The 3986-nt window shown below is 29.8% G+C and carries 2 protein-coding genes; one reads left to right on the top strand and one right to left on the bottom strand.

Annotated features, from left to right (window positions below):
* The first annotated feature begins 181 nt into the window (after positions 1 to 181).
* Positions 182 to 2521: a cation-translocating P-type ATPase gene (locus tag B2W91_RS05970; protein ID WP_291579399.1), complete on the top strand. Its 2340-nt coding sequence runs from the start codon at positions 182 to 184 to the stop codon at positions 2519 to 2521.
* Positions 2522 to 2824: 303 nt separating this feature from the next.
* Here the strand turns inward: B2W91_RS05970 and B2W91_RS05965 are convergent, their stop codons facing one another.
* Positions 2825 to 3715: an RNA methyltransferase gene (locus B2W91_RS05965; protein ID WP_291579398.1), complete on the bottom strand. Its 891-nt coding sequence runs from the start codon at positions 3713 to 3715 to the stop codon at positions 2825 to 2827.
* Between the last annotated feature and the right edge of the window lie 271 nt (positions 3716 to 3986).

Here is a 3986-nt window from a genome sequence, read left to right as displayed (position 1 = left end):
TGCATTGTGAATTGTGAATTGAGTTCGGTTGTTAACATAAAATTTTACTTTATCATAACATTATTTTAACATTAAGAATATTTTATTATCTAGTAGTACAATTATTTTTATTGTATACTCTATCTATTACATATAAAAAAAAGATTATTAAACTTTAGATAAAAATGTTCTGGAGGATATAATGGAGATAAAGAATGAAACGAGAATAACGGCTTCTTATGATAAAGGATTAACGGAAAGAGAAGTTGCTATTCAAAAAGAAAAGGGCCTTTTGAATGTTGCACCTAAGAAGGTAACAAAAACTAACGGAGAGATCATTAGAGAAAATGTATTTACATTATTTAACCTATTGAACTTCTTAATTGGTATTTGTTTGGCTTTGGTTGGTGCCTACACAAATATGGCTTATTTACTAATTATCATAGTGAATATGAGTATTGGAATTTTTCAAGAAATTCATGCTAAAAATTTGGTTGAAAAACTTTCTCTGATTTCTGCTCTAAAAGCACATGTTATTCGTGATGGAGAACAAAAGGAAATCTTAGTTGAGGATTTAGTTCAAGATGATATTATCATGCTTGATATGGGGAGTCAGATAGCAGCAGATTCTATTGTTGTCCATGGGGAAATTGAGGTTAATGAATCACTACTTACAGGAGAATCTGATTCTATTATAAAAAAAGCTGGAGATATGCTTCTTTCAGGAAGTTTTGTAGTAAGTGGTAAATGTTATGCTCGAGTAGAACATGTAGGTGAAGAAAATTTTTCAGCACAATTGACTGAGGGGGCTAAAAAGCATAAGCAAGTAAACTCAGAATTGATGCGTTCTATGAGAAAAGTAACTAAATTTACAAGTTATTTTATTTTATTGCTAGGGGTTACCTTATTCCTAGAAGCTTATTTAGTACGGTCAGATACAATGCAAGCTTCTGTTGTATCAACTTCAGCAGCTTTACTTGGTATGCTGCCGAAAGGTTTAGTGCTACTGATTAGTATTTCTCTTGCTACTGGTGTTATAAAATTATCTAAGAAAAGAATATTGGTTCAAGAGATGTTTTCTATAGAAACATTAGCTCATGTAGACACCATTTGTTTAGACAAAACAGGAACTATTACAGAGGGAAAGATGACAGTTTCTAAAGTAAATATTTTACGTGAAGATATAGCATCTGTACCGATAGAAGAAGTAATTGGTGCATACTTGAATTCAACAGATGATAATAATGCTACTATGGCGGCGTTAAGATCATATTTTTTAAGTAATGACAATCAAGTAGCTGTTTCAAAAGTAGCTTTTTCTTCTGAACGAAAATGGGGAGCAGTTACTTTTGATCAAATTGGTACTATTATTTTGGGAGCGCCAGAAATCTTATTAAAAGACCAACAATTACCTGAATTAGTGGCAGAAGCACAAGAAATGGGAAGACGTGTTTTACTATTAGCACATACTGAGGATGTTGTAACAGAGGCTGCAATTCCCAATGTTACAGCTATTGTAGCAATTGAATTAGATGACCCAATTCGAAAAAATGCAAAAGAAACATTAGATTTTTTCAAAAATGAGGGTGTTCAAGTGAAAGTTATCTCTGGAGATAACCCAGTAACTGTTTCCAATATTGCTAAAAAAGCTGGTCTTGAAGATTATGCTTCTTATATTGATTTATCTCAGTTGAAGACCGATGAAGAAGTTAGAAAAGCAGCTGATAAATACAGTGTCTTTGGACGTGTGAGACCAGAGCAAAAACAACTACTTGTGAAAACCTTGCAAGAAAATGGCCATACGGTAGCGATGACAGGCGATGGAGTAAATGATGTATTGGCGTTAAGAGAGGCAGATTGTAGTATTGCCATGGCTGAAGGAAATGATGCAGCAAAGCAAGTCTCTCAACTTGTATTATTAGATTCTGATTTTTCAGCTTTACCAGATGTACTTGCAGAAGGAAGACGTGTTGTTAATAATGTTACAAAAGTAGCTTCTATCTTTTTTATTAAGACACTTTATTCATTAGTGCTGTGCATTATCAATGTAGTTACCATGACTGCATTTCCATTTATTCCAATACAAATTACGTTAATTGACTTAGCCATCGAGGGATATCCTTCCTTCTTCTTATCTTTTGAACCTGATAAGAAGAGGATCAAAGGGACCTTTTTAAATACCGTTATAAAAACTGCATTGCCAAATGCAATTTTAATTATTATAAATATTATTGCAGTTTATCTATTAGCTCCAAATCAGGGATTATCTGAGTTAGATAAAGTGACATTAATGTATTATATGGTTGGATTTGTAAGTGTAATTGGTGTACTTAAAGCATGCTTACCATTCAATAAATTAAGAGTATTTTTATTCTCAACTGTAGCAGTAGGTTTTTATGCAGCAGCATATTTATTTAGACATATTTTAAATATCGGTCTATTAACCAATAAAACACTTCCTATTTTCATCGTATTAGCAGTAGTAACCGCTTTATTAAGATGGTTGATTTCAGCTTTTACAAAGAAAAAAGTAACCGTATAAATAAATTATAAAAATTATTAATTCATTATTCATATACATGGCTATGATTAAAATCATAGCCTGTTTTTTCACCACCAGAAAACTTAGGCAATGGACAATTGACGATGGACAATTGACAATTAAGGTTGAAATTAATTTTATAAATTAATTTCTTTAACTATTTTTACTAGCAATTACATTGCTAGTTTTTTATAAGAAGTTATTGTGTAACTTCAAGAAAAGAATCAATTAAAAACTTATCCTATAAAGGAGAAGTTTCCTTAATTTTCAATTGTCAATTTTCCATTCTCAATTGTAAGAGTGTTAGTCTCTACTTTTAATTAGCCCTTTATTTTTAAGTGATGCCTCGTATAATATTATAGTTGAGGCAACTCCAACATTTAAGGAATCACAGTCACCTAGCATTGGGATAGAAACACCAGTATATTCTGTGTTATACCAATCTTCTGATACACCATATTTTTCACTTCCCATTATTATAGCTACTCGTCCTTTATAGTCTAAATCATAATAATTTGTATCTGCATCTGTATCTGTGATTATGGTTTTGAAGTTTTTCTTAACCAACCAATTTTTAATTTCATCAAAATTAGATTCTACAATAGGAACTTTAAAGCAAGATCCCATACTACTTCTTATTAGTTTAGGATGATTTAATCTTGTTTTTCTATTGTTAATAATAATAGCATCTATATCAGTAGCATCAGCAGATCTAATAATAGTACCTACGTTTCCAGGTATCTCTAGGCCATCAAGTATTAATATTATTGAGTTATTGGTAACGTATATGTCATCTAAAGTTTTGTTTTGTAAATAGCATACAGCCATAACACCTTGAGAATTCTCTTTTTCACTTATACTATTAAAAACTTTTTCAGATACTATACAGCATTCTTCAGCTAAATGTACATAATCTTCAACTAATTTTTGAGATTCTACAGAGTGGATTTTTTCTAAACATATTACAAAATATTTTATGGCTACATTATATTTAAGTGCTAAATTTAAAGCCCAAATGCCCTCTATAACTGCTAGTTTTTCAGGATTAGGCTTACTGTTCTTATTTAGACTTATTATTCTATCAGCTATTTTACTCTTCTTACCATAAAATTTAAATTTGTCTTCGTACTTAGCTAAAAATAATTCTTGTTTTTCTTCTAAACTATAATCTTTTAAATCTTTAAAATTGTTCATATTTATTTACCTCATATCTTCTCTAGTGAATTTAATTTAAAAACCAATATACAAATTGATATATTATATTTTTAAATCCTATATATTTTTTGATTTAAGATGAATTTACAATATTTATATAATTATATCATATTTATACTTTGCAAAATAAAGAGAATTTTATAAATATTTATGTAGATAGAAGTAATATTTCCTGAGAAATAGAAGATATATATTAACTTTGATATATCTTATAGATAAACTACTCTGAAATTTAATGTATGTCTGAATA

The organism is Clostridium sp. UBA6640, assembly GCF_002455975.1.
Lineage (GTDB): Bacteria > Bacillota > Clostridia > Clostridiales > Clostridiaceae > Clostridium_J.
Note: the sequence above shows the minus strand (reverse complement) of the source record. Positions and strands in the feature narration are given on the sequence as shown.

Coding starts and splice junctions, on each gene's coding strand:
- B2W91_RS05965 (WP_291579398.1), bottom strand. CDS start 3,715: ATGAACAATTTTAAAGATTTAAAAGATTATAGTTTAGAAGAAAAACAA.
- B2W91_RS05970 (WP_291579399.1), top strand. CDS start 182: ATGGAGATAAAGAATGAAACGAGAATAACGGCTTCTTATGATAAAGGA.